This window comes from Nostoc sp. C052, from assembly GCF_013393905.1.
Taxonomy (GTDB): Bacteria; Cyanobacteriota; Cyanobacteriia; order Cyanobacteriales; family Nostocaceae; genus Nostoc.
In genome coordinates this window covers 2099979-2126496 of the sequence record NZ_CP040272.1, presented here as the reverse complement: position 1 = coordinate 2126496, position 26518 = coordinate 2099979, and the positions used below count along the sequence as shown (strand labels likewise).

General features: G+C 40.9%; 20 protein-coding genes. 10 read left to right on the top strand and 10 right to left on the bottom strand.

Annotation, left to right across the window (positions count from 1 at the left end; genetic code table 11):
* The first annotated feature begins 29 nt into the window (after positions 1 to 29).
* The 4 genes from FD723_RS08485 to FD723_RS08470 all read left to right on the top strand — a co-directional run bounded on the left by FD723_RS08485 (position 30) and on the right by FD723_RS08470 (position 3414).
* Positions 30 to 1409 carry a cytochrome P450 gene (locus FD723_RS08485; protein WP_179064936.1) on the top strand — a complete coding sequence of 460 codons (1380 nt, stop codon included), beginning with the start codon at positions 30 to 32 and terminating at the stop codon, positions 1407 to 1409.
* Positions 1410 to 1507: 98 nt separating this feature from the next.
* A complete protein-coding gene (locus FD723_RS08480) occupies positions 1508 to 2545 on the top strand; it encodes a sucrase ferredoxin (RefSeq protein WP_179064935.1) in 1038 nt (345 codons plus the stop codon).
* A gap of 13 nt (positions 2546 to 2558) precedes the next feature.
* The gene (locus FD723_RS08475) at positions 2559 to 2879 is read left to right on the top strand and encodes a hypothetical protein (RefSeq protein ID WP_179064934.1); all 321 of its coding nucleotides are present in this window, start codon (positions 2559 to 2561) and stop codon (positions 2877 to 2879) included.
* 310 nt (positions 2880 to 3189) lie between these two features.
* Complete coding sequence (locus FD723_RS08470) at positions 3190 to 3414, top strand: MbtH family protein (protein ID WP_179064933.1); 225 nt, start codon at positions 3190 to 3192, stop codon at positions 3412 to 3414.
* 296 nt (positions 3415 to 3710) lie between these two features.
* On the opposite strand, the gene FD723_RS08465 is transcribed toward FD723_RS08470, so the two are convergent.
* The 4 genes from FD723_RS08465 to FD723_RS08450 form a co-directional block, all read right to left on the bottom strand.
* Positions 3711 to 4133 carry a hypothetical protein gene (locus FD723_RS08465; RefSeq protein ID WP_179064932.1) on the bottom strand — a complete coding sequence of 141 codons (423 nt, stop codon included), beginning with the start codon at positions 4131 to 4133 and terminating at the stop codon, positions 3711 to 3713.
* Between the two features lie 68 nt (positions 4134 to 4201).
* The gene (locus FD723_RS08460; protein WP_179064931.1) at positions 4202 to 4888 is read right to left on the bottom strand and encodes a hypothetical protein; all 687 of its coding nucleotides are present in this window, start codon (positions 4886 to 4888) and stop codon (positions 4202 to 4204) included.
* 92 nt (positions 4889 to 4980) lie between these two features.
* The gene (locus tag FD723_RS08455; protein ID WP_179064930.1) at positions 4981 to 5730 is read right to left on the bottom strand and encodes a Uma2 family endonuclease; all 750 of its coding nucleotides are present in this window, start codon (positions 5728 to 5730) and stop codon (positions 4981 to 4983) included.
* A gap of 29 nt (positions 5731 to 5759) precedes the next feature.
* On the bottom strand, positions 5760 to 6404 hold the full coding sequence (locus tag FD723_RS08450; protein ID WP_179064929.1) for a restriction endonuclease subunit R: 645 nt from the start codon (positions 6402 to 6404) through the stop codon (positions 5760 to 5762).
* Between the two features lie 228 nt (positions 6405 to 6632).
* Between FD723_RS08450 and acs the strand changes: the two genes are divergently transcribed.
* From acs to FD723_RS08435, 3 genes are all read left to right on the top strand, one after another.
* Positions 6633 to 8606 carry an acetate--CoA ligase gene (gene acs, locus FD723_RS08445; protein WP_179064928.1) on the top strand — a complete coding sequence of 658 codons (1974 nt, stop codon included), beginning with the start codon at positions 6633 to 6635 and terminating at the stop codon, positions 8604 to 8606.
* A gap of 99 nt (positions 8607 to 8705) precedes the next feature.
* Complete coding sequence (locus tag FD723_RS08440) at positions 8706 to 9386, top strand: tetratricopeptide repeat protein (protein WP_179064927.1); 681 nt, start codon at positions 8706 to 8708, stop codon at positions 9384 to 9386.
* A gap of 1095 nt (positions 9387 to 10481) precedes the next feature.
* Entirely contained in the window at positions 10482 to 11240 is a 759-nt protein-coding gene (locus tag FD723_RS08435; RefSeq protein WP_179064926.1) for a Uma2 family endonuclease, read from the top strand.
* Here FD723_RS08435 and FD723_RS08430 read toward each other — a convergent pair.
* The 3 genes from FD723_RS08430 to FD723_RS08420 all read right to left on the bottom strand — a co-directional run bounded on the left by FD723_RS08430 (position 11237) and on the right by FD723_RS08420 (position 14438).
* Positions 11237 to 11818, bottom strand: coding sequence for a Uma2 family endonuclease (locus tag FD723_RS08430; RefSeq protein WP_179064925.1), 582 nt, complete (start codon positions 11816 to 11818; stop codon positions 11237 to 11239). The genes FD723_RS08435 and FD723_RS08430 overlap by 4 nt on opposite strands.
* A 48-nt stretch (positions 11819 to 11866) precedes the next feature.
* Positions 11867 to 13447: a DHA2 family efflux MFS transporter permease subunit gene (locus FD723_RS08425; protein WP_179064924.1), complete on the bottom strand. Its 1581-nt coding sequence runs from the start codon at positions 13445 to 13447 to the stop codon at positions 11867 to 11869.
* Between the two features lie 340 nt (positions 13448 to 13787).
* Complete coding sequence (locus tag FD723_RS08420) at positions 13788 to 14438, bottom strand: hypothetical protein (RefSeq protein WP_179064923.1); 651 nt, start codon at positions 14436 to 14438, stop codon at positions 13788 to 13790.
* A gap of 430 nt (positions 14439 to 14868) precedes the next feature.
* On the opposite strand from FD723_RS08420, the gene pruA reads away from it, so the two are divergent.
* Both pruA and FD723_RS08410 read left to right on the top strand, forming a co-directional pair.
* A complete protein-coding gene (gene pruA, locus FD723_RS08415) occupies positions 14869 to 17841 on the top strand; it encodes an L-glutamate gamma-semialdehyde dehydrogenase (RefSeq protein WP_179064922.1) in 2973 nt (990 codons plus the stop codon).
* Between the two features lie 240 nt (positions 17842 to 18081).
* Positions 18082 to 18528 (top strand): GNAT family N-acetyltransferase, encoded by a 447-nt coding sequence (locus tag FD723_RS08410; protein ID WP_179064921.1) that lies wholly within the window; start codon positions 18082 to 18084, stop codon positions 18526 to 18528.
* A gap of 257 nt (positions 18529 to 18785) precedes the next feature.
* On the opposite strand, the gene FD723_RS08405 is transcribed toward FD723_RS08410, so the two are convergent.
* A complete protein-coding gene (locus tag FD723_RS08405) occupies positions 18786 to 20561 on the bottom strand; it encodes an ATP-binding protein (RefSeq protein ID WP_179064920.1) in 1776 nt (591 codons plus the stop codon).
* 533 nt (positions 20562 to 21094) lie between these two features.
* Between FD723_RS08405 and FD723_RS08400 the strand changes: the two genes are divergently transcribed.
* A complete protein-coding gene (locus FD723_RS08400) occupies positions 21095 to 22021 on the top strand; it encodes a cobalamin-binding protein (protein ID WP_179064919.1) in 927 nt (308 codons plus the stop codon).
* Between the two features lie 272 nt (positions 22022 to 22293).
* Here FD723_RS08400 and ptsP read toward each other — a convergent pair whose 3' ends face one another.
* On the bottom strand, positions 22294 to 24912 hold the full coding sequence (ptsP, locus tag FD723_RS08395) for a phosphoenolpyruvate--protein phosphotransferase (protein ID WP_179064918.1): 2619 nt from the start codon (positions 24910 to 24912) through the stop codon (positions 22294 to 22296).
* Positions 24913 to 24978: 66 nt separating this feature from the next.
* Positions 24979 to 26175: a hypothetical protein gene (locus FD723_RS08390; protein WP_179064917.1), complete on the bottom strand. Its 1197-nt coding sequence runs from the start codon at positions 26173 to 26175 to the stop codon at positions 24979 to 24981.
* Positions 26176 to 26518 lie beyond the last annotated feature (343 nt).

The following is a 26518-nucleotide window of genomic DNA, read 5'->3' as shown; positions in this document are numbered from 1 at the left end:
ATTATTTAACATTTATCAGACAAATACTAATGAATTTACCTGATGGGCCAAAAACTTCTCCCCAATTACTCAGTCAATTTGAAACCGATCCTCTTAGCTTCATGGATACTATGAGCGATCGCTACGGCGACATTTTTACTATTATGGTTGATTCTACACCTCTAGTAATAGTCAGCAATCCAGAAGGAATGAAGCAAATTTTTACCAATGCTAAAGAGATTATAGCTTCTGGAAAGTTGAATCAAGGTGGAGAGTCAATAGTCGGAAATAACGGACTGCTGGCACTAGATGGGTTGCGTCACAGAAATCGTCGGAAGTTATTGATGTCACCTATGCGCCACACTCAAACACAAGAGTATGGGGAGCGTATCTGTAAGGTAACAGAAAAAGTTATGAATCAACTAACCTTAGGTAAATCTTTTCTGGCTTACCCGACAATGCAAAAGATTACCTTAGAAGTAGTTTTACCATTATTATTTGGCCTGCATGAAGGAGAGCGTTATGAGCAATTTCGACAACTTTTTTCTAAAATAATAAGTTATGCTAGGTCGCGCTGGTTAAATATATCTCTGTCCTATCCGGTTATCAAGAGAGATTTAGGTCGCTGGAGTCCTTGGGGATATTGGCTTCATTTACAACGACAATTTGACAAACTACTTCATACCGAAATTGCAGAACGTCGTCAACAAGTAAACTCTTTACCTACCAACGTATTATCAGAATTGGTGTTTGCTTGTGATGAAACAGGTCAACCAATGACCTATGAATACATACGAGATTTATTTCCATCATTACTATTTGGTGGTCAAGATGCGTCAGCTACCGCCATAAGTTGGTCTTTGTACTGGATTCATAGTACACCTGGTGTTCGCGATCGCTTATTAGAAGAACTTGATAGCCTTGGTGAGTCGCCAGAACCCGGAAAAATTATTGCATTACCATACCTGAGTGCTGTTTGTAATGAATCCCTACGAATTTATCCAACTCAAGTTGTGACATTTCCACGACTTGTAGAATCACCAATTGAAGTAATGGACTACAAATTAGACCCAGGTACAGTAGTAAGAGGATGCATATATTTAACTCATCAACGTGAAGATTTATATCCGCAGCCAAAGCAATTCAGACCAGAGCGCTTTCTAGAAAAAGAATATTCCCCCTATGAATTTCTACCATTTGGTGGTGGCGCTCGCCGCTGTCCGGGTGAGCTATTAGCGCTTTTTGAAATGAAACTAGTATTAGCAACAATTCTCTCACGCTATCAATTAGCTTTAGCTGATAAAACAAGAGTGGAAAAGCCGAAGGCTATAGGTGTTAACTATCCTCCTGCTAGTGGCTTGAAAATGGTGATTCTCTCTCAGCGTCAGCGCCAAGGACAGCCACAGCAGTTCGTTGCTAATTCAGCGTAATATATGTTTGTCTTACGGTAAGTAATAATGCAAAAAAATACCAAATAAAATTCTTGATTAGCAAAATCGAGTCATTAGGAATAAGAACGGGATATATTATGCAAACTCAACATACTCATAAACTCCTCACAACAGACTGTCGTTTTTGCTCATTGGTTTCTAAAGGTAATGGAGAAGACCCAATTGGTACAGCAGGTACTTGTGACCATTGGTTGATTATGGAAATTCCCCAACCTTGGTCGCAAGAAATCTTTGAGGATAATCCAACTCTCAGTTCATTGATGGGTTTATTCGAGGAGTTAATTTTTAAGCATGGAGTCAAGTTGAAACCAATGCTAATTGCTCCTGACCGAGAGTACTCTCATCCTGGCTTAACCCGTGTGTTGTACTACTATCGTCCAGCAAAGCTGTTTTCTCAGTTTGAGAAACACGAGTTTGTTGTTCCAGACAGCGAAGCTGCTGCTTTAGTAACAGCAATATTCAAGCAGTTAATCCAAGAACCAAACGATTTATCGCAATTTCAGCGATATCAACAAGAAACCAGCCATATTCGCGAACTAATGGTTTGCACCCATGCTCAAGTAGACCTTACTTGTGGCAGATTTGGTACTCCTATATATCGTCGATTACGTAAAGAATATGCTCCTGTTTCCCACGGAAAGTTAAGAGTATGGCAAACAAGTCACTTTGGCGGTCATCAGTTTGCTCCGACATTAGTTGATTTACCCCAAGGGTGCTTATGGGGACACTTAGAACCAGATGTATTGGATTTACTAGTCAATCGAAATGGTTCAGTCTCCGGTTTGCGTCAATACTACCGAGGATGGACAGGTTTAAGCAAATTTGAGCAAATTGTTGAGCGCGAAATTTGGATGCAGTCTGGCTGGAATTGGCTTGATTATTTGAAAGCAGGAAAAGTGGTAGCTATAGAAGAAGTTGCTGAAGGACAGGATGCTAATTGGGCAGAAGTTTGTATTAATTATATCGCGCCTGATAGCAGTACATCAGGTGTCTATGAAGCCAGAGTTGAAGCCTGTGGTGAGATTATGAGTGCATTGAACTCAGCAAAAGAGATGGAGTTAGAAGTAGTAAAACAGTATCGCGTAAGCCGTTTAGTCAAGAATCAATCAATTTAAATGAGGTAACACTATGGCAACAATGGGAAAATACTGCAAAGCATACTCACTTCAAAAATTACGTCATTTTAACCAATGGACTGAGAATTCCGAAAATACGAGGAAAGAAAAGCAAGAAGTAGATGGTAAGGAAGTTGAAGTTAAGAGAATGCTAACTGATGATGATTTTCTATATTTACAAGACAACTATATAGTCACAGATGGTATTTTCAAAGACGAAAATCTGATTTTTGACAATATAACTCCCGAATGGATAGACTTTTGCAAAAATATTCTTCTATTTGAGATTCCTGTTTACGAGCCTGTGAAGGTAGAAGCATCAAGAAGTCAATAGATTATAAGTAGGTAAGCACGAATAAACCTGGCTATGCAACAAAATTTAAAAAGCCCGAAACCTTTGCGATTGAATGCTCCGCTTACAATGACATAAGTATTAAGTCGGATATGATATAACCTAAGCGTATTGGGTTAGTGTCAAAAATTTTAAGTTGTGTAGGTTGGATTGAGAAATAAAATCCAACATTTCCAGGGCTTTGTTGGATTGCACTTTGCTTTACCCAACCTACAATTTTTCACAAAGCCAAGCGTATTGTGATATAGCCTTACAACTTTTACTAACCATTATTAATTGACTGGAGAAACAAATGTATCAACAAGAAAAAGAAGATACTACACTTTATAAAGTCGTAGTCAATCACGAAGAACAATACTCTATTTGGCCTGTCGACAGAGATAACCCTCTTGGTTGGAAAGATGTAGGCAAAAGTGGTTTCAAGCAAGAGTGTCTTGAATATATTAAGGAAGTTTGGACTGATATGAGGCCTCTTAGTCTCAGAAAAAAAATGGAAGAAACTAATAGTCAAACCTAATTACTGTTGCAATACGCTTGGTATTAGCTATACAAATCTTAACTTACGTAGATTGGTTTGAGCATAAGCATTACCCAACATTAATTGGAGTGTTGGGTTTAGTCCTTCAATCCACCGCATTATTTATCAAATTCAGGATCAACCCTTACTACTAACAGTTATAAAGATTGCACATCTCAAAGATTATTAAAGCTTATCTGGAAAAGTGATCGCCTATATCCCACCCAATCGCAACCAAAATAAAACATCAAAACCCTTGAGTTCACAATTTACTCACCACTACGCAACTAAAAATCTCACAGAATATCTGCCAACTTTACCAGCAAACTATTTGCTAAATCTGTATCAACACTATTTTCTTCACTAACTAACAAGTGTCTCACAGCAGATAACCTGTCATGGTTTTCAGAAATTCTCCAAGATTCTTCTAAATTTACTGCAAAATCAAACAGCGATCGCTCTCCTAAGTGCTGTCTTACTTTCACTGCTACACTATCATTACTTACCAAAAATTCTTTGATCGCATCTAATTGAAAATTACCCAATATTTCGTCATGTCCCCACGTTTCTAGCCAGTCTCCATCCACATCTTCAACGTAAATATTGACAAAATCAACTCCATAAGTTAACCAGTTCTGCTGCATTTGTCGCGCTGTTGCTAAAGCTTCAGCAAATGTATCTACTTGATTGTTGCAGTGAGTTTCTCTTTTGTTAGCCATAAAAGCTCTAATTAGCACGTAAGTATGTAGGCTAGAACACAAATCTGAAATATCAAATTCCTGAAATTTCACGAAAATTTTAAATATTTGCCACCAGAAAGGTAATCACTGTTATACAGGGCCACGTTGACTAACTGGTTTACAAAATTAGCATCCTTGGGGTTGTAGCTTAAGAACAACCCTCTCTCGATTTCCCACGATCGCAGTGTATTTTGCCAAGCTTCGTACTTTTGATGATTAAGTTCTTCACTAACACTTGTAACTTGAATGCACAGTGGTTGATTGTTACGACTAACAATCAAATCTGTTGCCATAGAAAGGTCGGCAATATAACGCTGCCAAAAACTACCTTCTCGCTGAACTATATCTTCGGCTATTGATCTAATGATATCATTATCGACCTGATTAAATTCGCCTGCCATCAATTTTTGTTTCCAAATATAAAACTTGGAGTCACTTGCATTGATCCATCTGGGAAAGAGATAACCATACCAGTATCTCTCAATCGGCGTCATTAGCTCGAACTTTGCTTTTTGTTCTTCTGAAGGTAATGATTTGATGATCAGCCATATTGTAGAATCTGTAATCACCTCTAGCAGAAAGGCAATGACAAAGGGTTTTGCAGTCAGGGAACCTGGTTTGATGTTCTTTACCCAACGATTGATTTCATCTAATCTTCTCGCTAAATTATGATCTACCGAGGAGGCTTGCTCGATAAGGGACTTTAGCTTATCCTTAATCTCTTGTGCTTGCAAACGATGCCCTACTTTCAGAAGATAACTCTTTTTTTACACACTTTCAACTAAATCTTAACCCAAAAATGTCTTTAGTTAATTTCCTGATGTCATTAAATATTCTCTAGGTCGATGCCCTGTGTACGTAAAACCTCCCGCAGTCGAGCAATTTCTTGCTCTGCTTGTTGGGCGCGTTCTTCTGCCTGTTGGGCACGCTCTTCTGCCTTTTGGGCATGTAAACGTTCTTGTTCAGCCAATTCCTCTGATGATAGTATTAATTGATTTTCAGTAGTGAAGAATCTTAATTTACCTTCATAAACTCCCAAATAAAGTTCTAACTGCTGACTCCACAAACGTCCATCAGTGGTTACTTGGATTTCTTGATACTTACCATCAACTAAATGAAATCCCTGAAGTTCGGTTGTTACAGGGTCAAACCAGAAATAATCTGGTGTACGGAAGGTATCTTGGTAAACTTGTTTTTTTAAACCTTTATCGACTGCTGTCGTTGAACTTGACAAAATTTCCACAATTAGGTTGGGATATTTGCCGTCTTCTTGCCAAACTACCCAACTCTTACGGTCTTTTTTCTGGGTTCCCAAAACTACGAAAAAGTCCGGGCCACGGAAATGCTCTGATTTTTTCTGGTTATGACTATAGTAAATCGTCAAGTTACCAGATGCATAAAAATCTTGCCGTTCTCGCCACCACAATTTAAGTAGGCGAATCAGTAAATCGATTTGTTCTCGGTGTAGGTCACTTTCTAAGGGTGGTTCGTCACTCAGTATATCGCCAGGAGGAAAAATCACTTCCTCTTCTGAAATATTATCAGAGATGAGTTCTAGGGTAGCAAGTTCAGACATCAGCGATCGCTCCGCAATTTCGGTTCATTTTACTGAAAAGTCGGTAACTTACAGATAGCTTTGAAAACTTGTAATAACTCGATTGCACCGGCAGATTCATTCAGACTTAATAATGGCATTAACTGATACGTTGGCTGCTGTTCATCTCTTAAATAAACAAATTGATAACGCAGTCCGTTAGTTACCAAACCCCAAACTGATGGTTGTTGGTCTAAACTCTTAAAAGCATAAGTGAGTAATTGAGGTAAACCCTCACCTACTTCAACTGCACTATTTTTAGTTTCAATTACTACAACCCAAAAAGGCGGTGCAATCATACTTTGAGGATTGTTGATTGCTAAAATATCCATCCGCCCAGTAATTCTTCTGTCTTCATCTTCGACTGCGATCGCAATGCTATCTTCCATTGTCAACCGAATCGGCACATCGTAAAATCCAGCTAGCCGCATTAGTGGTGCAATGGTTATAAATTTAACCAAACCTTCAGATATTTTACCTGCGCTTAAATAACGTTCAAACTCGCTTCTGATTCGCAATAAATCGTCCTGTTCAAACTCAGAGAGTGGTTCTAGAGTTAAGAAATCTGTAAATGAACCACTTGAAAGCTTTTCTAGTTTGAGAAACCGATGAACATCGTTGAGAGACAAGCTGCTAGCTTCAACAGTGAGCGTCATAATTTCAGGCTTTGTTTGTCAAGACTATTTACATCTTCCAACATTCGTGGTGGATAGGTTGCAATCTAACCTCTTTACATTTCTTAAACGCTTGCTTTTGGTAGATGAAAATGAATGTAAACTAAATAACTCGGCAATTTCCACCCAGCTTAACGAAAATCTAAACCCTGTATAGCACAACTGGGCTAAGAATAGTTTTTAGTAACAATAGCGATCGCAAATGTAACCATGTCTCAACCAACTATTGAATCAATCCTACAAGAGAATCGCCTCTTTCATCCTGCCTCGGAATTCTCGCAGAATGCCCATATCAAAAGTCTGGATGACTATCAGCTTCTCTACGACAAAGCCAAAGCCGATCCGCAGCAATTTTGGGCAGATTTGGCTGGAACAGAATTAGAATGGTTCCAAAAATGGGATACAGTACTAGACTGGCAACCACCTTTTGCTAAGTGGTTTGTTGGTGGTAAGATTAATATTTCTTACAACTGTCTTGACAGACATCTCACTACTTGGCGCAAAAATAAAGCTGCATTGATTTGGGAAGGAGAACCAGGTGATTCGCGTACTCTTACATACTCCCAACTGCACCGGGAAGTTTGCCAGTTCGCCAATGTATTGAAGCATCTGGGTGTACAAAAAGGCGATCGCGTTGGTATTTATATGCCAATGATTCCCGAAGCGGCGATCGCGATGTTAGCTTGTGCCAGAATTGGCGCACCCCATAGTGTGGTATTTGGTGGTTTTAGTGCCGAAGCTTTGCGCGATCGCTTAATTGATGTTCAAGCTAAACTAGTAGTCACAGCTGATGGTGGTTGGCGCAAAGATGCGATCGTTCCTCTCAAAGAACAGGTAGACAAAGCCTTAGCTGATGGTGCTGTTCCTAGTGTCGAAAACGTCCTAGTTGTCAAGCGCACTGGACAAGAAACTTATATGCAGTTGGGCGGACGCGATCATTGGTGGCATGATTTGCAAAAAGGTGCATCAGCAGATTGTCCCGCCGAACCGATGGACAGCGAAGATATGCTGTTTGTCCTCTACACTTCTGGCAGCACCGGCAAACCGAAGGGCGTAGTACATACAACTGCTGGTTATAATTTGTATAGCCATATTACCACCAAGTGGATATTCGACCTGCAAGACACAGATGTATATTGGTGTACTGCTGATGTCGGTTGGATTACGGGACACAGCTACATTGTTTACGGCCCCCTTTCCAATGGTGCAACCACGGTGATGTATGAAGGTGCGCCCCGTGCTTCTAATCCTGGTTGTTTCTGGGATGTAATTGAAAAATACGGCGTTAATATTTTTTATACAGCACCTACGGCAATTCGAGCATTTATTAAGATGGGTGAACACCATCCCAACGCGCGCAACCTGTCTTCATTGCGTTTGTTGGGAACCGTCGGCGAACCGATTAACCCGGAAGCTTGGATGTGGTATCACAAAGTAATTGGTGGCGATCGCTGTCCCATTGTGGATACTTGGTGGCAAACGGAGACAGGCGGTATCATGATTACACCACTACCAGGGGCAATTCCCACTAAACCAGGTTCCGCAACTCTTCCCTTCCCCGGAATTATTGCAGATGTCGTAGATTTAGAAGGAAACACCGTACCCAATAATGAAGGCGGTTATCTGGCGGTGCGACATCCTTGGCCAGGAATGATGCGAACAGTCTACGGCGATCCAGAACGCTTCCGCCGCACCTATTGGGAACACATTCCGCCTAAAGACGGTAACTATATTTACTTTGCTGGTGATGGCGCAAGACAAGATGAAGATGGCTACTTCTGGGTAATGGGTCGTGTGGATGATGTACTGAATGTCTCAGGACACCGACTTGGTACAATGGAAGTAGAATCAGCCTTAGTTTCGCATCCAGCAGTTGCAGAAGCGGCGGTAGTGGGTAAACCGGATGAACTTAAGGGCGAAGAAGTAGTCGCTTTTGTGACTCTAGAAGGCACTTATCAGGGAAGTGAGGAACTGATTAAAGAACTCAAACTGCACGTTGTCAAAGAAATAGGTGCGATCGCACGTCCCGGAGAAATTCGCTTTACAGACGCTTTACCCAAAACGCGATCGGGTAAGATTATGCGGCGCTTGTTGCGGAATTTAGCCGCAGGACAAGAGGTATCTGGTGATACTTCCACACTGGAAGATCGGAGTGTGTTGGATAAGTTACGGGAAGGCGCGTAATACAATTCCAAATGATTTTGTCGGGGCGCACAGATGTGCGCCCTTTAACACGGCACATTTTATCATGGAAATAAGAACATTATCGAGGCGTTGAAGGCGATGAAGCTGAAGAGTAAACTAAAATCAGCATTTGTTCAACCTTTTAGCTGCATGATGCTGAGTATTCTCGCTGTAATGGGGATATCACCATTAGTTTTAGCGGTTCCTGCAAGAGTTTCGTTGCATACGCCAGAACAGGATACATACAAAGAACCACAAAAACTAGCACAATTTTCAGGTGCAGATTCACCAGAGCGATCGCAGCTGCTACAACAAGCTAATGCTTTATATAATCAGGGAGACTTCAAAGACGCAGAGGAAAATTTACGTAAATTCATTAAAAAATTCCCAGAAGATGCCTTTGGACACTTCCAACTAGGAAATGCGCTTTTTCAGCAAAAGAAATCAGAAGAAGCAATTAGCGTTTATCGAGAAGCCATTCGCCTCCAGCCAAAATATGCTCTAGCTTACAATGCGATCGGTATGGCTTACGCTAGCCAAAGTCGCTGGCAAGAAGCCATTACTGAATATAAAAAAGCTCTGGAAATTAATCCTAATTATGGCGAGGCGTTGACTAATTTTGCACTGGCAATGTGGCAAACCAATAAAAAAGACGAAGCGCTATCTTCTTTAGAAAAAGCTTTAAATATTTTCAAAGAACAGAATAGAGGTGAAAAAGTCAACCAAGTCGAAAGAATTTTGCGAGAAATTAAAACTGTTGATGAGCCTAATGTTTCATGAAAATTATATTGTTCAGAGTTGCTGCGATCGGCTTTAAGGATGCTTTGCAAAAACTTCGATCGGGTATTATCCAGCAGATTCCGTGGAATTTGGCTACTGGGTAAGAGGTATCCGATTGTTAATTATTGTGTGGTGGGCTTTCCAGCCCGCCCTCTTAAAAGAATCGAAATAGAACACTTGTAATGATAAAATAAGGCTCGTTTATTCTCAATTGAAGTTGTTGTTATGGTTTAATCTTTTAAATCATCAATGTAAAATTCTGTCGAAGTTATTTGCCATTCTATCCAACCTAATGGCTTAATCAATAAGCCCTCTATGAAATATTCCGAATAATCCACACTAGCGTCATAACTACAATTGAATTCATTATTGAATAAGTGTTGTCTAAAGCCTTTAATTTGTTCTTGATTGTACTCATTAAAAATTCTTTTTGATGATATTACTCCTTTAAATATGATCTTACATGGTTCATCAAACTTACTTGTGGCTGATAAAGGATGTGGAGGATATATTTCAAGTCCTTTTTTAATGTTAACGGTAATAGAGTCTGGAGTAATTTCAAAGCTGTCTATCTTACATTATGGAAAATGCACATCATCAAAATAACCTTTTATTATACTCATTAGTTTTTATTTCTTAAGATTTTTGTAATATCAGGTTTGGTTAAACACTTATAATATCTGCCTGCCCTTTTCAAAGCATCAAAATAGAATAATTGTAATGGATGAAATATTTCTGTTAACCAGAGAAACTGTAAAAGTAATTTTTCATTTGGATGGGGGATACACAAGGGTAATTTGGGAACGTTCGGAAAATACTGTATGGGCCGGCACCGGATGGATTTTTGATATACCAACTCATTTAATACCATACGATTTACGAGTAATAGGTTCTCGTTTTTTATTGTCTATAGTTAAGTCAAATGCGAATTATTGTGAGGATATACAGAATATCCGCAATAATCGTAATAGCTTTTTTCATATAGCAAGATTACCTGTTGTTATATAAATAGCATTTAACCTAGTAGCCCATCTATTCAAAAATAGCAAAATAGCAGTCTACAATAAGAATCAGACAAACCTTTGGTTAAAGCCTATGACTTCTTTATCGGCATTAACTTTACCCGATCACACCCAGTTACCAGACTCAGATGGTACATTTGTGAAAAACTGGCAAGAGCATCCCCAAAGTATTTTACTCACTGACTCGATTAAACTTGTCCTAGAGGAACTTTATCCTGATAGTCAATATTGTATTGGACAAGATTTAGGCATTTACTGGCGATTGACAGATCCTCCTGAGAAAGGGGCTGAATCACCAGATTGGTTTTATGTACCCAATGTACCACCTACTCTCGATGGTAAAACGCGGCGTTCTTATGTGCTGTGGAAGGAATATGTTGCGCCCTTGATTGTAATTGAATTTGTCTCTGGAGATGGTTCAGAAGAACGAGATAGCACACCACCATCTCAAGGGCAAGGTGGGAATGTTGGTAAATTTTGGGTTTATGAGCAGGCAATTAGAGTGCCTTATTATGGAATTTATGAAGTAACAAAAGCACAGGTTGAAGTATATCACTTAGTCGATAATACTTATCAACTGATGCAACCCAATGAACGAGGACATTACCCAATTGTTCCTATGGGCATAGAGTTGGGAATTTGGCAGGGTTTGTATCAGAATGCAGAGTTACCTTGGCTACGGTGGTGGGATACACAAGGAAATTTATTGTTAACAGGTTATGAACGTGCTGAAGTTGAACGACAGAAACGAGAGATAATTGTAGAGAAGTTGCGATCGCTCTCTGCTGAACAACTCAATGCTTTAGGAATTAACCTAGAAATGTTGGATTAATAAATATTATCATCTACTAATAAAACATCTTCATATATTTCTGCGATCGCACAACGAAAATCAACGCTAGCTAAATACAATTCTTCCCCTTTTTCATAAGGGTAAAGTACCCAATGTCCATCTGAATTGCGTCGGAAGCATTCTACATTCATTCTATCTGGTGAAATTAGCACATATTCTTGTAGCGATTCTAAGTGTCGGTAACTAGCGAATTTCTTGCCTCTGTCATAGCTTTCTGTTGACTCAGAAAGCACTTCGATAATTAAGCAAGGATGGGACTTAAAATATTCCAATTCTTTATCTCGTGTATCGCAAGTCACCATGACATCGGGATAAAAATAGCGATTTATGACATCAATTTGTGCTTTCATATCTAACATATAGACACGGCAACCACTACCCCGGAGATGGTTTCGCAGTAGCATAGATACATTCATACTAACTGTGACATGAGCATCACTTGCTCCTGCCATTGCGTAGACTTGCCCATCAATATACTCGTGTTTTATTTCACTAAATTTCTCGCCTTCTAAATATTCTTCTGGGGAGATGTAGTACTCACTTCGGCTAATGACCATTTTAGTACCTTAGTAGTTTTATCAAACATTTTAACCTATAGAACAAGTTTAATGAGCCACAGCCCCACCTGTTGGCTTCACTTTTTTGAGGAATAAAACGGCAATGCCACTGAGTAAGAGTGCAATGCCAATAAAGTAGAAACAATCGTTAAAAGCTAGCACAAATGCTTCTCGACGGACTATATTTGATATAGATGCGATCGCTTGATTGTGAGCGGTATTTAAATCTGCACCTCTACTGATAAAATACTGGGTCATTTGGTCAATTCGCTGTTGAGTTTCTGGATTATATAAAGATACTCCATCACCCAATCTATTCGAGTGAAATTGCTCTCTATTAGTTAATAAAGTTGCTAAAGATGCAATTCCGATAGAGCCACCCATATTCCGCATCATATTAAATAAACCACTTGCTGAACCTGCTTCTTTTGGATTCAAACCAGCAGTGGCAATAGAACTTAGTGGTACCATAATTAGGGGTTGTCCCATAGCTCGCACAAATTGCGACCATCGTAATTGTTCTAATCCAGTTTCATGAGTCATTCCAGAATTCATAAATGCACTGATGGAGAACAAAGTCACACCAACAGCAACCATTAAACGCACATCAATGCGTTGCATTATTCTGGGGATGAGAGGAATAATAAATAGTTGAGGAATACCAGCCCAAATTAATACTTCGCCAATTTGTAGCGCATTATATTGTTGAATTTGAGCAAGATATAGAGGTAAAATATAGATTGAACCATACAATCCTACCCCTAGTGAGACATTAACAATACTGGCTAAACCAAAGTTACGCCGAAGTAAAAGCCGCAAATTAATAAAGGGTTGTTTCCGAGTTAGTTCTATTAAGAAAAATATCGTTATAAAAATTACTGCTACTATACTTAAACGCACAATCAATGCTGAACTAAACCAATCTTTGCGGCTACCTTCTTCTAAAACAACTTGCAGGGAACCTAGCCCAATTGCCATCGCAATAATTCCCCACCAATCACCTTGCTTCAGTAAATTAATTTGGGGTAGCTCTTGCTTAATTCCATACCAGACGCCAGCTAGCATTAATCCTCCTGGAATTACGTTTATATAAAAGTTGTATTCCCAACCAAAATTTTCTGTTAGCCACCCTCCTATTGTCGGGCCAATTGAGGGCGCAAAAACTGCACTAAAACCAAATGCAGCCAGTCCAATTGATTGCTTAGATTGGGGTAAAGTCGTTAAGACAACTGTCATCGCGGTGGGAATTAACACTCCTCCACTAAAACCTTGTAAGGCGCGGAATAAAATCATGGAATTGAGATTCCATGACCAAGCACAGCAGATAGAAAAGAAAATAAATAGTGCAGTATTTACTAACAGATAACGCCGCAGAGAAAATACTCGTGATAGCCATCCTGTTAGAGGAATTACCACAATTTCTGCGACGAGATAGGCTGTAGAAATCCAAGAACCTTCTTCTAGAGTCGCTCCTAAACTTGCTTGAATATCTTGTAGCGAAGCATTAGTTATTTGAATATCTAATACTGCCATAAATGCACCAAGCATACTAGCTAATACACCAATCCAGGTTCTTATTGGTACACGCTCTGGAGGTGCTTGTTGATGAATTACACCAGTATTAGCCATAGTGTTCTTCCTGTTTCAAAATTCAGTAGTAAAAAATCTCTTATTAAATCTTATCTTTCTTTATGATGGCTAAATTAAAATATTAATACTAGATCAAAGCTCATTATAGAGCTTCTCCCTTAGATGCAGGCTCTAACCTCTCTCCGCTTTGGATAGAGGCTTTGAAACCGGGTTTTAGTTTTTCTCTGCTTGTCTGAAACTACCTTGTCTTAGCGTCGCGGGAATTAGGTTAGGTTTTTCGTGGAACTTGCTACATGATGTGAAAAGTCAGGTTGAGCGTAGGGGTGTAAGCTGTGCTACTTTAACGGGTGTTGCATCCATAAGAAAAATTGATGTAAAACTAACCAGACAATAAAGACTGAATTTCTCCCTGGATATTGCCACGGGCAGATGGTTCGGCGAACTCTAACATTAAAGGCGTAAAGTAGATACGCGATCGCCTTAAAAATCCCTCTAAAACCTGCTGACGACCTCTGATATAATCTTCTTCTGCCACCCAGGCATATTCCCGGCGAATGGCATGGGTGTATTCTTGATACTGCACTGGGTCAGTAGCCAAAATCCCTAAATCTGCATCAAGTAAAACTTGGCTATCATAATCATCAACCGCAGCTTGGTGGTCTTTAGTATTCAGAATCAGACGGGTAACAGTAGTGATGATAGTTTCTGGAATAACCAGATTAATCAGCAATTCAGAAGCATAGTCCGCACTTCGTTCTTCATTATCTTGGGCTTGAGAGTCATACACTACATCGTGAAACCAGGCAGCTAGTTGAACAGCTGGTAAGTTATTGGTGTAACCTTGCAAAATCTGAATTGTGCTGAGAATGCGATCGATGTGTTTGAGTGTATGGTAGTAGCGACCAGGGGTAGAGTAAGCTGCAACCAAAGGATTAAAGGCTTTATCAGCCGCTACCTGGTCAACGCCAAAGGGTTGGAGTGTGTGTTGCCAGTTAGAAAATAAAATATGCGTGAGGTTTTCTGTAGGCATAAATGTAGTATTGACGCTCTTAGTATGACTGAGCTAATCTCTTGTGTTGCAACATCTGTCTATCAAATTAAAAATAGATCAACAAAAGGATAACATTTGTTATCGAATTGGGCATTGGGAAAAAGAAGGCAGGAGGCAGAAATTCTTTAATTTTTAATTGAATTCTCCACTCCCTACTAAATATGACGTGAATTCGATTGCTCATATAATATCTACCCAATTTGCTCAATCAAAAAACCTCTAAGAAGGTTTTACTACGCAAAACCGTCCCTCTCCGAGTCGGAGAGGGACAGACTTGAACTTTAGTTCAAGGCAGGGAGAGGTTCGTCGAACTCACGTTAAATATGGTGACTGCGAAATGAAAGCGTCAAAATAGAAGACACAGGCTTTATACCAAAAGCCTTGCCTTGATTAACGGAGTTTATTATCAGTGGTATTACAAGTACAAACAAGCACCTACGAAGCTAAAACCCAAGAAATTGCTAAACAACTTCTCGCAGCAACCCAGGAAAATCGTTCGTTTTTTTCTTCCCTGCGGGATCAAATGCGCTGGGATGATAAATTACTAGCTTGGGCGATGAGTAATCCTGGCTTGCGGGTGCAACTATTTCGCTTTATAGATACACTACCTGCTTTACACAGTAAATCAGAAATTGCCTCACATTTACAAGAATACCTCGGCGATGAATCTGTAGAATTACCAGCAGCTTTGAAGGGGATGCTGAACTTTGCTAATCCCGATTCTGTACCAGGACAAGTTGCTGCTACAACCGTTGGTACAGCGGTTGAGACTCTCGCCCATAAATATATTTCTGGGGAAAATATTAAACAAGTCATCAAAACAGTTGAACGACTGCGAAAAGAGAAAATGGCTTTCACCATCGACTTACTTGGTGAAGCGGTGATTACCGAAGCGGAAGCGCAGTCTTATCTAGAACGCTATCTAGAATTAATGCAACAATTGGTGGAAGCATCGAAGAATTGGTCAGCTATCCCGGCTATTGATGAGGCTGATGGCGAAGCAATCCCAAAAGTTCAGGTTTCTGTGAAATTAACGGCGTTTTATTCCCAATTTGACCCATTAGATGCTAAAGGTAGTGAGGAGCGAGTTAGCGATCGCATCCGTACTCTCTTACGTCGTGCTAAAGAATTAGGCGCAGCTGTACATTTTGATATGGAACAGTATGCCTATAAGGATATAACTCTCAGCATCCTGAAAAAACTGTTACTAGAAGAAGAATTTCGGCAACGTACAGATATTGGCATCACAATTCAAGCATATCTGCGTGATAGCGAGCAAGATGTCAAAGACGTAATTTCTTGGTTGAAAGAACGCGGTTATCCCCTAACAATCCGTTTGGTGAAAGGCGCATATTGGGATCAAGAAACCATCAAAGCAGCCCAAAAGCATTGGAAACAGCCAGTTTACAACGATAAAGCGGCAACTGATGCGAACTTTGAAACCATCACTCAGCTGTTGTTAGAAAATCATCAATATGTCTATTCTGCCATTGGTAGCCATAACGTGCGATCGCACTCTCGTGCCATTGCCATCGCTGAAAGCTTAAATGTCCCTCGCCGTCGCTTTGAATTACAAGTCCTGTACGGTATGGGTGATAAAGTTGCCAAGGCGTTGGTTGATAGGGGTTATCGGGTAAGAGTTTACTGTCCCTACGGTGAATTATTACCTGGGATGGCGTATTTAATTCGGCGGTTGTTGGAAAATACCGCTAATAGTTCTTTTTTACGGCAAAATCTCGAAAATCGACCAATTGAAGAATTATTAGCGCCGCCAATTGTCAAAGATGAAAAGAACTCTTTAACTCCTAACTCTCATTTCCTCGGTGCGGCTGATACCGATTACGCTGAAGAAGAGGTGAGAAAGAAGACGGCGCAAGCTTTCCAAAATGTTCGTCAACAGTTGGGTAAGACTTATTTACCACTGATTAATGGCGAGTATGTCAATACGCCAGAATTTGTTGATTCTCTCAATCCTTCTAATTTCAGTGAGGTAATTGGTAAAGTTGGGTTGATTAGCGTTGAACAGGCGGAACAGGCGATGCAAGCTGCGAAAGCGGCGTTTCCTGGGTGGAAGAAAACGCCAGCCAAACAACGCGCTGATATTTTGCGGAAAGCGGGTGATTTGATGGAACTCCGCCGCGCCGAACTTTCAGCTTGGATAGTTTTGGAAGTTGGTAAACCAGTTAAGGAAGCTGATGGAGAGGTTTCGGAAGCGATAGACTTTTGTCGGTACTACGCTGATGAGATAGAACGTTTAGATGAAGGTGTGAATTATGACATACCTGGTGAAACCAATCGTTATATTTACCAGCCACGCGGTATTGCTGTCGTGATTTCTCCTTGGAATTTTCCGCTAGCGATCGCTTGTGGAATGACTGTTGCAGCTTTAGTTTCAGGCAATTGCACTCTCCTCAAACCTGCGGAAACATCTTCTGTCATTACGGCAAAACTCACAGAAATTTTGATCGATGCTGGTTTTCCTAAAGGTGTATTTCAATACGTACCTGGCAAGGGTTCCCAAGTCGGTGCTTATTTGGTAAATCATCCAGATACTCACGTGATTGCTTTTACAGGTTCCCAAGAAGTAGGCTGTAGAATTTACGCAGAAGCGGCAACACTGAAACCCGGACAAAAGCACATGAAACGGGTGATTGCAGAAATGGGCGGCAAGAATGCCATTATTGTCGATGAGAGTGCTGATTTAGACCAGGCTGTTGTGGGAGTGGTGCAATCGGCATTTGGTTACAGTGGCCAAAAATGTTCTGCCGCCTCTAGGGTGATTGTACTGCAACCGATTTATGATGCCTTTGTGCAGCGATTGGTGGAAGCGACGAAATCCTTAAATATTGGGGAAGCAGAATTACCGAGTACCCAAGTTGGGCCAGTAATTGATGCTAATGCGCGCGATCGCATCCGCGAGTATATTGAGAAGGGTAAGGCAGAAGCACAACTAGCATTGGAATTACCATCACCTGAACAAGGATATTTTATCGGGCCAGTCATCTTTAGTGAAGTATCGCCAAATGCGGTAATTTCCCAGCAAGAAATTTTTGGCCCTGTGCTAGCGGTAATTCGGGTAAAAGATTTCCAGGAAGCGTTAGCAGTCGCCAACGGTACAAACTACGCCTTAACTGGCGGACTTTATTCTCGAACACCTTCGCACATTCAGCAGGCGCAGACAGAATTTGAAGTTGGGAATTTGTACATTAACCGCAATATTACCGGAGCGATCGTTGGACGGCAACCCTTTGGTGGATTTAAACTTTCTGGAGTAGGTTCTAAAGCAGGTGGCCCTGATTATCTGCTGCAATTTTTGGAACCACGCGCAGTTACAGAAAATATTCAGCGCCAAGGTTTTGCACCAATTGAAGGTGCAGAGTGAACGATAAAAGTAGGTAGTAGTCTGTCAAATTCACTGTAAAGACGGCGATTTATCGTGTCTCTCTAACCGTCAAAGTGAATTTGACAGACTAGTAGGGCGTATGTCCTATCTATTTAGACATAGGAATGAAAATGAATGTAGAGACGTTACATATAACGTCTCTACATAGCTTTCAGGTAATTGATCATTAATTTCACCAGATGTCTATTGTATATATGAACCCCAAAGATACAGATAACAATGAGTAATTTAGTTATAAAAGTTGCTGAATTTCCTCAACATTTTCCGGCAATTCAAGCAATTAGAAAATCAGTTTTTCAAGAAGAACAAGGTGTAGATCCCGCTTTAGAGTTTGATGGCAAAGATGAAATATCTACTCATCTAATTGCTTATTTAAATGGTGAAGTTGTGGGTACTACCAGAATCAGATATTTGGATGAAAAAACTGCCAAAATAGAAAGGCTCGCTGTTTTATCGACAGCTAGAGGACAGGGTATTGGTAAAAAAATTATGGAAAATGCTCTACAAGTGGTAGCTAACAAAAATATTCCAGAAGTAATGGTTCATGCTCAAGAATATATAAAAGATTTATACAAAAAATTGGATTTTGTCGAAGAAGGAGAAATATTTGAAGAAGCTAGTATTCCCCATATCGCAATGAGGAAAATTTTCTCAGATTCTAAGTGACAATGTATTGTATTTTTTTACAAAATCCTTAAATTGTGTAGGTTGAGTTGAAGAACGAAACCCAATATTTCTAGGGCTTTGTTGGGTTGCGCTTTGCCTCACTCAACCTACAATTTTTCACAAAGCCAAGTGTATTGCCTTATAAAGGAGAGGGAAGCTAAAGACAGGATGAAGTTTTGCATTTTATTTAATCCACGTTCCTATTCGGTCATGAAAAAATGTATTTTTATGACCAAGATAAAATTTGCTTCCCCATCTCACTCATCTCCCAGATGCGCTGAATTTGGTAGAAACAGAGTGAACTGACTACCCTTTCCTAGAGTTGATGTCACGGTAACATCTCCACCATGCAAACGTGCTAATTTGCGTGTTAATGCTAAACCTAAACCAGTGCCTTCATACTGCCGATTTAACCGACTATCAAGTTGTTTAAACGGTTCAAATAGAAATTGAAACTGACTTGAGTCTATACCAATTCCCGTATCTGAAATTGTAAATGTTATCCCTTGTGGTACTTTTTTGACTAGCAGTGATACCTGACCGGCTGGGGTGAATTTAATGGCATTGGTGAGCAGGTTGAGTAGCATTTGCTTGATACGCCGCTCATCAGCAATGCAAATATCTTCTTCTAGGTCAATTTTACAGGTAAGTTGCAATCCCTTTTCTAAGGCGCGATCGCGCACTGTCCAAATGGCATAATTACATAAATCGGACACTGGCAAAGGTGACAGCAACAGTTCCTCTTTACCTGCTTCTACCTTAGATAAATCGAGAATATCGTTAATCAGCGCTAGTAAATGTTCACCACTACTATATATGGAAGTTACATATTCATTCTGCTTTTCATTGAGAGAGCCAACTATTTCTTGTTGTAGCAACTGCGACAAACCCATAATCGCATTCAGAGGCGTCCGCAACTCATGGCTCATGGTTGCTAAAAATTCACTTTTTGCCCGACTGGCGGCTTCTGCTGCTTCTTGAGAAGCACGTAGTTTCAACTCAGTTTGCTTACGTTCAGTAATATCCTCAATCATCGCTAAAAAAAATTCGGGTTCACCATTGCTGCCTGGTATAACAGAAACAGAGATATGAGTCCAAACTAAGTTACCATTTTGATGCAAGCAGCGTCTTTCCATCTCAATGCGATGTCTTTGGACAAGCTGTTCCTGATGTTTCGAGGCTTGAAAGCCGTCTCTCGAACTTCTCTTTAAATCTGTGCGAATTCCTGACATCAGTTGTTTGTAAAGTTTTAAATCCCCCCTTTCTGCGGAAATGTAATCGGTAAAGGTCTTGCCGTATAGCTCTTCTCGGCTGTATCCTAAAATCTCACACAATGCTACATTAGCATCGACTATCTGGGCTTTCATATCTATAAGTCCAATGCCGATAGAGGAACGCTCAAAAATCGCCCGGAATTGCGCCTCACTTTGTCGTAGCGCTTCTTGTACGACATTTCGCTCGCTTGCTTCTATCGCCAGCGTCACAAAATCTGCAATCGAGCCGGCAAAAGTCTCTTCTTCCAAAGTCCATTGGCGACCTTTGCCTATGTGTTCATGACACACTACGCCTATCAAACGACCCTCTAGCCAAATTGGTGCATCTAGTAGCGATGTAATGCCCATAACTGAAAGATAAGACTTAGATAATTCTTGAGTTCTGAAATCGTTTATGGCATCATCTGCGGCTATGGTACGTTCCTCTTCTAAAGCCTGGAAATAAACTGGATAATTTGTTTTTAAAAGCGAGTTACCAGAGGTATGCTCTTTAGTCCTCACATCATACAAATCAATACACTCGATTTTAGAACGTTCTTCATTATACAACCATATGCCAACTCGCTCGACTAAGAGCGTCCCAGCAGTAGTTTCTGTGATTTCTCTCAACACGGCATTGAGATTACCTTGCTGAAATGTCTTGCTTCTTGCTAGTTGTACCAGCGTTTGGCTTTGTTTTCGCCGACTATGCTCTTTGATTTTTAAAGCCTCTTGGGTCTGGTTGTACTCTGTAATATCTCTAGCTGACACCACTTGCATTAGTTGCCCTCAAGAAGAAATAATGTTGCCTTGCAGTTCTACGCAAAAAGTAAAACTGTCTTTGTATAACTACAACTACTTGATATGATTTTTCATAACCGGAAAGTATAATTTTTCTAATCAAATTTTATGGTTCTGGCTAACGAGTTCTAAGCTAGATTTTGCTGATTACTTCTGTTACTTCATACCAGTAATTTTTGCCAGGGGATAATTAGCATTGCAATGATCTTAAGTATCAAGTAATTCTACTATCAAGTAATTCCACTATCCAATGAAGATACTGTTAATTAGTATAATGTTTTGAACTTAGTTTTGAGGACTGTGAACTGGAAAAATCTTTCTAAATCCTTAATATTTGATACTTAATTCTTAATATTTAATCCATAATCTTCAGTCTCCAGTCTCTAATACCCAGTTAAAGTTATTGCTTAGTGCTGACTACTAAAACACCCTTGATTCTCCTAGAGAAAGATACTTAATGACTCAAATTTTGTCAAAATCAAGGTAACGGCAGCTTTTATGGAGGTGGAGCGATGACGGACAATGATGTAAGAATTGTTTCCCTGATTCCCGGTGGAACAGAGACTTTAGCAGCACTAGGGTTGGTTAATGCTATTGTGGGGCGATCGCACGAATGTGATTACCCTCCAGAAATCCACAATCGCCCTATTTGTACCCAAGCACGTTTAAACTCCAATGCCTCCAGCAGCCAGATTAACGATGAAGTGAACAAATTATTGCAATCGGCTCTTAGTATCTATGAAATCAAAACAGATGTTTTAGAGCAGTTGCAGCCTACCCACATTCTCACTCAAGACCAGTGCGATGTTTGTGCTGTCAGTTTACACGAAGTTGAAAAGGCAGTTGCCACACTCGTTGACAGTAAACCTCAGATTATTTCTTTACAACCCAATATTCTCCAGGACGTTTGGACTGATATTGAACGAGTCGGCAACATCTTTGGCGTAGACTCGGTAAAAGTCTTAGAAAATTTAGAAGCCCGCGTCAAAATTTGTCACCACAGAATCCAAGGACTTTCTTTACATGAACTCCCTACTGTCGCCTGTGTCGAGTGGACTGATCCTTTGATGGTGGCTGCGAATTGGATTCCTGAATTAGTTAACCTAGCAGGAGGACAGTCTCTATTTTGTGCTACAGGTCAGCCTTCTCCTGTCTTGCCGTGGGAAACTCTATTAACAACGAATCCAGATGTAATTGTTTTTATGCCTTGTGGCTTTGATTTAAATCGCACTCGCCAAGAAGCCCAGTTGTTAACTCAACGCCCAGAGTGGGGAAAACTACACGCGACTGAAGCTGGTAGGGTCTACATCACTGATGGCAATTCTTACTTCAATCGCCCAGGGCCACGACTGGTAGATTCTCTAGAAATTTTGGCAGAAATTTTGCATCCAGAAATTTTTCAATACGGCTACAAAGGAACTGCTTGGGAAACTTTGTAACTTAACTAGATTACAACTAGCCCTTTCAAGGTGTGTTATTTTGCAGCTTTTTCTGGTTTAGAATCTTAGCAGTTGAGACATGGGGCTTGTTCTTGAAGTAAGTTCGTTTTGGTTGAGCAATCTTTGGAGCTCGCGGATGACGGCGAAAATTTCTCAATTTGACAAGACCTGCCAGATGTTTGAGAGTTTGTGATCATTCTGTGAAGGTCATGTTTTGAAAAACACACCACCTTGAAAGGGCTAGTCCTATTATTTATGAAAAAAGTGAAGGTTTAAATGCGATTCTGGCCGATTTCCGTTGAAATTAGCTCTCTGACGTGAGTTGCAGAATCTTGCTGTAATGCTGATGCCACGATCGCTTCACTTGCAACTATACTTAATCGAGCGATCGCCTGCTTCACGCCAGGTATACTTTGGGGATTGACGCTTAATTCATCCAGCCCTAAACCTAATAAAATTGCTGTTGCGAAAGTATCTGCTGCCAATTCTCCACATAATCCGACTGAAATCCCTGCTGTATGGGCAGCTTGAACAGTTTGTTGCACCATTCGTAATACTGCTGGATGTAGCGCATCAACTAAATTTGCCACGCGGGGATTAGTGCGATCGCTAGCCATGACGTACTGGCTCAGGTCGTTAGTACCTATACTAAAGAAGTCTACTTCAGCGGCTAACTGATCTGCGATCGCCACTGCTGACGGAACCTCGATCATAATTCCTACTTTCATCGCGGCATCAAAGGCAATACCAGCTTGATTGAGTTCAGCCTGCACTTCACCCAAAATTACCTTAGCTGCACGTACCTCCGTTACCGTCGCAATCATCGGCAACATGATTTTAATTTGGTGTCCGACACTGGCTCTCAAAATTGCCCGTAACTGAGTTTTGAACAAATCCAGATGATCTAAACAGAAACGAATTCCGCGCCAGCCTAAAAAAGGATTAGCTTCTGGAAATCCGACTCTGAGATAGGGAAGTGGCTTATCACCACCGACATCGAGGGTACGAATAATTAGCGGACGATTATCTAAAACTTGGGCGATCGCCTGATACACTGCTAATTGTTCTTCTTCCGTCGGGGCGCTTGTCCGATCTAAATAGAGAAACTCAGTGCGGAGGAGTCCCACGCCTTCTGCACCGCTAGCTACAGCAACTTGGACATCATTTATACTACCAATATTGGCGAAGACGCTAATTTGCTTACCATCACAAGTAATTGCTGGTTGATTTGCTGTAGCTTGTGCTTCTTGTTGGGCAGCTTGCCAAGCTGACTGCTTTGCTGCTAGTAAATCTAGGATGTGTGATTCCGGTTCTACCCAAGCTCTGCCACTTTCGCCATCAAGAGCCATAAGTGTACCATCTGCTAAGTGCAACACCTGGGCATCTACTCCCAAAACTGCGGGAATACCCAATGTCCGAGCGATAATTGCACTGTGGGAAGTGGCACTACCAGAAGTAGTACAAATACCCAACACCTTTGTCGGATCTAATCCAGCGGTATCTGAGGGAGTTAAATCAGTCGCCACTAAAATCGCCGGTTCCTGAAGATGCAGGTTAGCGGGGGCATTGCCAGATAGTAATCGTAGCACTCTTCGCCCGACATCTAAAACATCGTCAACTCGCTCTTGCAGATAAGAATCCTCAAGTGTGCGGTAGGAAGTTACTACTTCATCTACTACAGCTTGCCAAACGGCTTCAGCATTTATATGGTTTGCTAAAATGCGTTCTTTAGCCGCTTCCAACAACACTGGATCTTCTAAAAATAGTAGTTGGGCGTCAAAAATGGCGGCTTCAGCATCACCAATTTGCAGAGATGCTTGTGAGAAAACTGCTTGAATTTCTTGTTGGGCGGTGTGGATTGCTGTTTGTAATCTTTGCCACTCTGCTTCAACATCTTCAACGTGGTATTGCGTAACAATAATATGAGTGGGTTGATAATGAACAACAGGTGCGATCGCTACTCCTGGAGAAGCTGCAATCCCCGAAAGTTCGCCGTGAGTTGTTGGGGTAACTTCATACTGAAATACTGGTGGAGAATTCAAGGAAACACGATCTTCACCCTCCGGGTTCGGCAGTCCAACGCCAGTCACCTGCGACGGGAAACCCGTCTTCAGCGCTGGCTCCTCTTTGTTGGAACAACAAGACCGGGCTGCCTCACCAAAGTTATTCGCGAATAATGCCTGTAATGCTGCCAGTGCCTCATCTGCATCAGAACCAGTGGCAGTAATCAGCAGTTCGTGTCCTTGACGCACTCCTAAAGTTGTAACTTGGTTAATACTGTCACCCCTAACTAGCTGAGTATTTCTCGTTAAATTCCGTACTAAAATTTGGGATTGAAACCGGGCTGCGGTTGCGACAAACTGCGCTGCGGGACGGGCGTGTAATCCTAAGTGATTGCTCACAATCAGCTGAATTTCTCGCGTTGGTGATTCTATATTGGTTGTTGTTGGGGTGATAGCAGACAACGGACTACTAACTAAACCCAATTGAGTTGCTTTTGCTAGGAGTGCGCCGCGTGCTTCCGCCATAACTTGGTGAATATCTCCACCAGCCGCCGCCGCTACCACAGCAGCGATCGCACCTTCTACTAGCGGGGCTTCACACAAATACACTTTTTGCTGTTGTGCTTCTGGTAGAAACTCAATGGCCATTTCTGCACTTAGCAAAGCACTACCCAAATCCATTAACACCAAGACACCATCATCAGAAAATACAGAAGCGATCGCCTCATAAACCTGGATGGGATCTGTACCCAATGGATTTTCAGAATCTTCAATACCTGCTGCAACAGCAATGGAAACTTGGCCCTGAACCATCTGCGCGGCGAGTTCCCGCACACCCAGAGCCAGTTGTTTACTGTGAGAAACGATAACAATTGCGATCGCGGCCACACCGTCAACCTTGTTGAGAGGTTTGCGTTTAGCTAGTTATCCCTTGCATTTTCCCGTACCGCTAAATTATAATTGTAACTGCCCGAAAATATTCCGGTCTTTCCAGCTAGAAATACGAACAAAATAGCCTTCTTTTAGATCAATACCTGGTATCCACTCATAAACTCCATCGCTAGCAGTACGGGAAGAAATGTTTTGGATAAGTTTGTTCCCATCGTACAACTTAATCGAGACATCGCCATCAAAATTATCCCGCCACAATATTAAATAAGGCTGATCTTTCTTTGGAAGTACTTTCTTCACTGGCTGAGTAATCAAAATCTTTGGTGCGACCTGATTTTTGCTTTTCTTACGGAATCCCAGATAATGAGGTAGATGTCGGAAAGTAGGATTTTCTTGCAGATTAGACAATTGGGGAACAATAATGTCTCCCTGTTGAGAATTGAATAGATAAGTTGATTTGCCGCCATCAATGGTAATGATATCGCCTTTAACCCCTAATTTACGTAATAAATCGGCTCCTTCGTCCAGAGTTGCCTGGTTCACCGTCATAATCGCCAACAACTCGTCACCCTTAACACCATCTTTGTTGAGAGTACCGATGAGTTGATATTTATTCGCTTGGTTTTGGGCTAATACTTTCGCCGGATGATCGCTGTATTGGTAAGTAACAATCGCATTCTTTACTGCTTTTTGGTTCAGAGGCGCACCACTAACCGGATTGTAATCGGTAATGTATGCCTGCTGATTATCCCAGACTAAGGTTTTGAGGCGAATATTACTATAATATTTATCTTTTGGTTCCTTGATTGGGCCATAAGGGCTAGTACCACCAGTGATGACAACACCATTGAGTTTGATCGGAAAGGATAATTGAGTACTAGATTGGTATTGCTCAAAGAAAGAACAATTAATCATAGAAAAAACGTTGTTTGCGTAAAGTTTCTTATATTCGTCTGTTACTTCAGAAAACAACTTATTTTGGAAAAAAGGGCTGTAATGTCCACCTTCACCTTTATAATATTTGCCCTCATTTAGACCCATATCATCTACCTCTCCGGTAATTTGGTCTATGTGCATTTTGCGGAGATCGATAATTTGTAAATATGCTTCGTTACCATTGGTTAATTGTTTTTTATATAACGCGGCCCCATCTATAACCTGGAGAGGCTGATAAGAGGATAGAGGGTTGAAAGTTTGGCTAATCCAAAGGCTACTCAGAATCGGCAGTAAAAAAAGTAATAAATTGATTACAGCATTCATCGTCTCTTGTCCGCAACTCCACAATAAGTTGTCGTTACCACTTTAAGGCTAATGAGTTGCGTAGACATAGCCCGTCGTAGGCATCGCATCCACAAAACTTTAAGCAAAAAAATTGTAGGTTGGGTGGAGGCTTTGCGTAACCCAACATCCTGATACAAGTAAGTCGGTGAGAAAAATTCAATATATATGAATAAGTATAAAGTAGCTAGCTGTAGTGGCGTGGCAAGACTTAATGTGTGCATTAAGTCTTGCCACGCCACAACGTGTATTTCAGAAATCAAATATGAGTCCTATATCCGCCACCTAAAGACAGACGACTTTACGCATCACGACTCGTAAGTTA

Coding starts and splice junctions, on each gene's coding strand:
- FD723_RS08420 (WP_179064923.1), bottom strand. CDS start 14,438: ATGCCTACAGAAAACCTCACGCATATTTTATTTTCTAACTGGCAACAC.
- FD723_RS08475 (WP_179064934.1), top strand. CDS start 2,559: ATGGCAACAATGGGAAAATACTGCAAAGCATACTCACTTCAAAAATTA.
- FD723_RS08430 (WP_179064925.1), bottom strand. CDS start 11,818: ATGGTCATTAGCCGAAGTGAGTACTACATCTCCCCAGAAGAATATTTA.
- FD723_RS08405 (WP_179064920.1), bottom strand. CDS start 20,561: ATGCAAGTGGTGTCAGCTAGAGATATTACAGAGTACAACCAGACCCAA.
- FD723_RS08425 (WP_179064924.1), bottom strand. CDS start 13,447: ATGGCTAATACTGGTGTAATTCATCAACAAGCACCTCCAGAGCGTGTA.
- FD723_RS08410 (WP_179064921.1), top strand. CDS start 18,082: ATGAGTAATTTAGTTATAAAAGTTGCTGAATTTCCTCAACATTTTCCG.
- FD723_RS08455 (WP_179064930.1), bottom strand. CDS start 5,730: ATGTCTGAACTTGCTACCCTAGAACTCATCTCTGATAATATTTCAGAA.
- FD723_RS08400 (WP_179064919.1), top strand. CDS start 21,095: ATGACGGACAATGATGTAAGAATTGTTTCCCTGATTCCCGGTGGAACA.
- FD723_RS08480 (WP_179064935.1), top strand. CDS start 1,508: ATGCAAACTCAACATACTCATAAACTCCTCACAACAGACTGTCGTTTT.
- FD723_RS08450 (WP_179064929.1), bottom strand. CDS start 6,404: ATGACGCTCACTGTTGAAGCTAGCAGCTTGTCTCTCAACGATGTTCAT.
- FD723_RS08435 (WP_179064926.1), top strand. CDS start 10,482: ATGACTTCTTTATCGGCATTAACTTTACCCGATCACACCCAGTTACCA.
- acs (WP_179064928.1), top strand. CDS start 6,633: ATGTCTCAACCAACTATTGAATCAATCCTACAAGAGAATCGCCTCTTT.
- FD723_RS08465 (WP_179064932.1), bottom strand. CDS start 4,133: ATGGCTAACAAAAGAGAAACTCACTGCAACAATCAAGTAGATACATTT.
- FD723_RS08440 (WP_179064927.1), top strand. CDS start 8,706: ATGAAGCTGAAGAGTAAACTAAAATCAGCATTTGTTCAACCTTTTAGC.
- FD723_RS08485 (WP_179064936.1), top strand. CDS start 30: ATGAATTTACCTGATGGGCCAAAAACTTCTCCCCAATTACTCAGTCAA.
- FD723_RS08390 (WP_179064917.1), bottom strand. CDS start 26,175: ATGAATGCTGTAATCAATTTATTACTTTTTTTACTGCCGATTCTGAGT.
- FD723_RS08470 (WP_179064933.1), top strand. CDS start 3,190: ATGTATCAACAAGAAAAAGAAGATACTACACTTTATAAAGTCGTAGTC.